At 72.2% G+C, this 5083-nt stretch carries 5 protein-coding genes; 1 reads left to right on the top strand and 4 read right to left on the bottom strand.

What is annotated here, in order from left to right:
* Nucleotides 1–153: 153 nt before the first annotated feature.
* Nucleotides 154–525 (bottom strand): winged helix-turn-helix transcriptional regulator, encoded by a 372-nt coding sequence (locus tag ACN6LM_RS37425; protein WP_445069888.1) that lies wholly within the window; start codon nt 523–525, stop codon nt 154–156.
* A gap of 82 nt (nt 526–607) precedes the next feature.
* Between ACN6LM_RS37425 and ACN6LM_RS37420 the strand changes: the two genes are divergently transcribed.
* A complete protein-coding gene (locus tag ACN6LM_RS37420) occupies nt 608–1552 on the top strand; it encodes an NAD(P)-dependent oxidoreductase (protein WP_445069887.1) in 945 nt (314 codons plus the stop codon).
* Here ACN6LM_RS37420 and ACN6LM_RS37415 read toward each other — a convergent pair.
* The 3 genes from ACN6LM_RS37415 to ACN6LM_RS37405 form a co-directional block, all read right to left on the bottom strand.
* The gene (locus ACN6LM_RS37415; protein WP_445069886.1) at nt 1542–2744 is read right to left on the bottom strand and encodes a TerD family protein; all 1203 of its coding nucleotides are present in this window, start codon (nt 2742–2744) and stop codon (nt 1542–1544) included. The genes ACN6LM_RS37420 and ACN6LM_RS37415 overlap by 11 nt on opposite strands.
* 130 nt (nt 2745–2874) lie before the next feature.
* Nucleotides 2875–3324: a spore-associated protein gene (locus ACN6LM_RS37410; RefSeq protein WP_445069885.1), complete on the bottom strand. Its 450-nt coding sequence runs from the start codon at nt 3322–3324 to the stop codon at nt 2875–2877.
* 107 nt (nt 3325–3431) lie between these two features.
* Nucleotides 3432–5083: thioester reductase domain-containing protein (locus tag ACN6LM_RS37405; RefSeq protein ID WP_445069884.1), on the bottom strand; the 1652-nt coding region annotated here is incomplete at its 5' end.

Below are 5083 nucleotides of genomic sequence, written 5' to 3'. Positions count from 1 at the left end.
CGTGTGGTGTGTTCCTAGACAGCTCCACCACATCGGAGGTCTTCGCCATGTTCAAGACCTGCCGAGTGTCAACAACGCTCGTGATCAATACACCTAGGCGCGTACCCGTGAAGTCCCGTGCGTGCGGCGGACTTCAGGGGGCGGTCGGCGCCTTCAGCCGTGCGCCGTATCGGCGGCCTCGATCCGTTCGAGGCCCTCGCGGCGTATCCGCCCGGTACCCCAGGCGCCGAGGGGCCCGAGGGCCTGGTTGAGCGCGCGCCCCTGTTCGGTGAGGGAGTACTCAACCCGTGGCGGCACCTGCGCGTAGACCACCCGGTGCACCAGCCCGTCCGCCTCCATCTCCCGCAGATGCTGCGTCAGCATTTTCTCGCTCACCCCCGGCAGCCCGCGCCGGAGCTCCGCGAAGCGGCGTACGCGATGGGCGTCGAGTTCCCAGAGGATCAGGCCCTTCCATTTGCCGCTCACCACGTCGAGCGCGGCGTCGATCCCGCAGATGTAGGGCCCGCGTCTCGGAGCCTCGGCCATCCTGGCCCCCTTACGAAAAGGTAAGTACCGAAGAAAATAGTGGGTACTTCCGAGACTAGCGGCGCTCTTCGAGCATGGAGGCGTGAACGGACAACGAAACCGCACCACCCAGCAGAGCAGCCCTGTCACCCTGATCGGCCTGGGCCCGATGGGCCGGGCGATGACCCGCACCCTCCTCACCGCCGGCCACCCGGTGACCGTCTGGAACCGCACGCCCGGCCGGGCCGACGATGTCGTCGCCGCCGGAGCGACGCTCTCGACGACCCCGGGCGAGGCGGTGGCGGCGAGTGACCTCGTGATCCTCAGTCTCACCGACTACCGGGCGATGTACGACGTCCTCGGCGAGGCCACCGAAGCGCTCGCCGGCCGGACCCTGGTCAACCTGAGCTCCGACACCCCCGAGCGCACGCGGGAGGCGGCGGAGTGGGCGGCGGGCCACGGCGCCCGGTTCCTCGCCGGAGGTGTCATGGTTCCCGCGCCGATGGTCGGCACGGAGGCGGCCTTCGTCTACTACAGCGGGCGCGAGAAGGCGATGGAGAGCCACCGGGCTGCCCTGGCCCTGCTCGGAGCGCCGCGGTATCTGGGCGAGGACCCGGGGCTCGCCCAGATGATGTACCAGGCCCAGCTCGCAGTGTTCCTCACCACCCTGTCCGCGCTGATGCAGGCCACCGCGATGCTGGGCACCGCGGGCATGAAGGCCGCGGAGGCGCTGCCGGAACTGCTCTCCTCCGCCGACTCGATCGGCGACATCCTGAGGGCCGGTGAAGCGCGGCCGGGCGCCGCGCTCGATGCCGGGGAGCACCCCGGCGACCTCAGCACGGTCACCATGATGGGGGCTACGGCCGACCACATCGTGGAGACGAGCACGGCGCTCGGCCTCGACCCGGCGCTCCCCCTGGCGGTGCAGGCCCACTACCGGCGCGCGATCGCGGACGGACACGGCGCCGACAACTGGACGCGCATCATCGACGGCATCCGGGAACCACGCCCGCACACCGGGCGCCCCGACCGGGCCGTCAGTCCTTGACGGCCGACTGCCAGGAAAGGCCCCAGTCGTAGGCGAGGTCGACGGCCTGCTGCTTGAAGACGCCGGGCGGGAGGATGATGTACTTCGCCTCCCGCCGGACGATGAGTTCGCCGTTGATGTTCTCGATGAGGGCGATCGCCGCCACGGGTGCGGGGACCGTGCACTCGTCCAACTGCACCTCGATCGGTGGCCCGGCGGGCGGGTGGAGCGTGGCCACGCCGTGCAGGCCGGCGAAGCTGGACGCGCCGGAGTAGATGGCCACGAACACCAGGAGGCGCTTGATCTCGGCGCTGTGGTCGAGGTTGATCGTGAGGTTCTCGCCGTCCTCGCTGCCGCCGGTCCGGTCGTCGCCGTCCAGCTGGACGTAGGGCGGCTGGTCGAACGAGCCGAACTGGTTGTTGATGGGGTGGACGATCCCGCTCGCCCCGTTCTGCAGTTCCCACAGGCAGGAGAGGTCGAGGTCCACGTCTTCGAGGCGGACGGCGCCGCTGCCCTTGTTCATCCAGCCGCGCGGGGGTGTGCGGGCGCTCCAGGAGAGGTTCACCCGCATGGCGCCGGACGTCGCCCCCTGTTTGGTGAGCGAGACGGAGGGCGTCGCCTTGGTCAGCGTGATCTTCGTCAGCCGTACGGGCGGAGGCGCGGGCGCGGTGACCCGTGCGGGGGCCGCGGGCTGGTCCACGGTGATACCGAAGTCGGTGGCAAGGCCGGCGAGGCCGGAGGCGTAGCCCTGGCCGACGGCGCGGAACTTCCACGCGCCGTCGCGCCGGTAGAGCTCGCCGAGCACGAACGCGGTCTCCGTGGTGGCGTCCACGGGGTCGAACCGTGCGGTCTCGGCGCCGGTCGCGGCGTCCAGCACCCGGATGTAAAGGCCGGACACCCGGCCGAACATGCCGTCCGTCGAGGCCGCGACGACCACGGTCGCGATGTCCTGCTCCACCGCCTGGAGGGACACCTGGATCGTCTCGACCACGCCGGCGCCGTCCTGCCGTCGCCCCTCGTGCCGCACGGCCCCATGGGGGTGCACGGGCTGGTTGTAGAACACGAAGTCGTCGTCCGAGCGGACCCTGCCGCGCGCTGTGAGCAGCAGCGCCGAGGCGTCGACGTCGGGTGCGCCGGGGCCGGTGCGCCAGCCGAGCTCCACCCGCACGACCGGACTCGCGACCGGTGTGTTGGCTCCCTTGCGCAAGGACATGTGGCTCCCCCTCAGCAGTCCGCCCGTCCGAAGCAGCGTACGGAACGCGGGGTGCCCGCCACGGGTGAAGCGGGGAATTGGGCGGGCCCGCCCCCGGTGGGAGCCGGCGGCGGGCCCGGTGAGCGGCGGATCAGCGGACTTCGAGGGTCCGCTGCTCCTTGAACGAGGCGCAGTTGGAGTTCTCCACGGACACGTACACGTTGGCGATGTGGCCGCCCCAGCTGACGCAGTGGCCCTTGCCGTAGGCGTAGGCCGGGCCGGCGTACGAGGTGTAGTTCCCGTAGTCGCTGGCCGACGCGTCGGTGTCGGGGACGTAGAGGTACGCCGACATCTCCTGCGCGGTGCCGGGTGTGGACCGGATGGTCACCACACAGTTCTTTCCGTTCGAGGCGTTGTACGTCAGGTAGACCGTGCCGAGGGAACCCACGGCGGCGGAGTTGACGGTCTTGTACGCGCTGCCGCAGACCTTCTGCGGGGTGGTGTTGGGCGCGGCGGAGGCGGTCGGGCCGAAGGCGGCCGTCGCACCCACCATGAGGGTGGTCAGGGCCCCGGCGGTGGCGAGAGTGCGGATGTTTCGCATATTTCCCCCTTGTAGCTCCGGGAGTGGTTTGCTCCCACTTGTTGGGACCTCCGAGGGGCACGGATGGTTGTATACGGATTGCCGGGGACCTGCCGTTTGGTGATCCTTTACGTCCCCGGAGGCGTTCCGGGGGCCGGCAGGAAGCCCGTGACCTGGAAGTACGTCAGATAGCGCGTCAGGACCTCGTCGGTGATCGGCTGTTGGCGCACACCCGCTTCCGCCGCCGCCCGGGCCGTGCGGCCGGAGTCGAAGCGGCGGTGGTCCGTCTCGTCGTGGCCGGCCTGCCCGTCGTCCCCGAGGAACAACTGTGCGGCGTTGTCCGGGTGTTCGGCCACGCAGGCCCGCCATTCCTCGGGCGTCACGGGGCGCAGCGCGTATCCGAGGCGGGCCGCGACCTCGAAGACGCGGTCCAGGCCGGGCGCGTCCGGGTTGGTGTAGTGGTACACCCGCTCACCCGGCCGGCCGGCGGTGCTGAGGGCCGTGACGGCGGCGCTGACGTAGTCCACGGGCACCCAGTCGGTCGTGCCGTGCGCCAGGTCGGGCACCGCTCCGGCCTGGAGGCAGCCCTTGATGAGCTGCCAGAGCAGGTCGCGGTCCTGGCAGGCACCGGTGGCGGTGTCGCCGCTGATGCGGCCCGGGCGGTGGACGGTCACCGGGAGGCCGCGCTCGTGGGCGAGGTCCACCAGCCGCTCGGCGACCCATTTGCTCTGCGCGTACCCGTCGGGCAGGTCGGCCGCCGGGCCGGTCGGGGACGACTCGGTGAGGGGCGCGGGGTCCGTCCCGCGCGACGGCGCGTACACACCGGTGGTGGAGACGTAGTGCAGGCCGGGCGAGCCGGAGTCCGCGAGGAGCCGCAGCAGTTCCTCGGTGCCGGCCACGTTGGGCGCGCGCAGATCGCCGTACGGGGCGGCGAAGTTGACGCGTGCCCCGTTGTGCAGCACCGGTCCCAGACGCCGGGCGAGGGCGGTCCGTTCATCGGCGGCGAGGCCGAGGCCGGGGGCCGCGAGGTCGCCCGGGACGGGGTGGATCAGGTCGGCGTACCGGGACTGCCACAGGCCGTAGTGCTCCAGGTTGGCCCGGAGCCGCTGGGCCGCGCTTTCGGGGCTCGCGGCCCGGACGAGGCAGTCGACGGGACCGCCCGTGGCCTCGATGAGGTCGCGCAGCAGGAACGCGCCGAGGAAGCCGGAGGCGCCGGTGAGCAGGGGCCGCGCGGAGGGGCGGTCGGGCCGGCGGATCCGGCGCTCGGCGGTGACGCCGGGCGCCAGGCGCACCTCGGCGGCGAAGTCCGGCGTGGCCGCCTCGTCGTGCTCCTCCTCCCCCGGCGCCCGGCCGAGCAGGCGGTCGACGCCCTCGACGGTGGGCGTCGCGAACAGGGCGCGCAGGGAGGGCCGCACTCCGCAGCGCTCCCCGATCCGGCGGGCCAGGGTCACGGCGAGCAGGGAGTGGCCGCCGAGCGCGAAGAAGTCGTCGGTGACGCCGACTTCGGGTACGCCGAGGGTCTGCGCGAACACCTCGCAGAGTGCGCGTTCACGGGCGGTGCGCGGGGCCCGCCCGCCGGCCGCCGCCGGGCTCTCCGGGGCGGGCAGCGCGCGCCGGTCGGTCTTGCCGTTGGGTGTCACGGGGAAGGCGTCGAGCCGGACGTGGGCGGCGGGCACCATGTGTTCCGGCAGGGTGGCGGCGAGGTGGGCGCGCAGTTCGGCCCAGCCGGGGGCCGGCTCGCCGGTGGGGGGCACGGTGTAGGGGACCAAGCGCCAGTCGC

The organism is Streptomyces sp. SAS_281 (assembly GCF_052542855.1).
Note: the sequence above shows the minus strand (reverse complement) of the source record. Positions and strands in the feature narration are given on the sequence as shown.

Excerpts from the sequence above, each read along its gene's own strand:
- ACN6LM_RS37425 (WP_445069888.1), bottom strand. The coding sequence starts at position 525 with ATGGCCGAGGCTCCGAGACGCGGGCCCTACATCTGCGGGATCGACGCC.
- ACN6LM_RS37415 (WP_445069886.1), bottom strand. The coding sequence starts at position 2,744 with ATGTCCTTGCGCAAGGGAGCCAACACACCGGTCGCGAGTCCGGTCGTG.
- ACN6LM_RS37410 (WP_445069885.1), bottom strand. The coding sequence starts at position 3,324 with ATGCGAAACATCCGCACTCTCGCCACCGCCGGGGCCCTGACCACCCTC.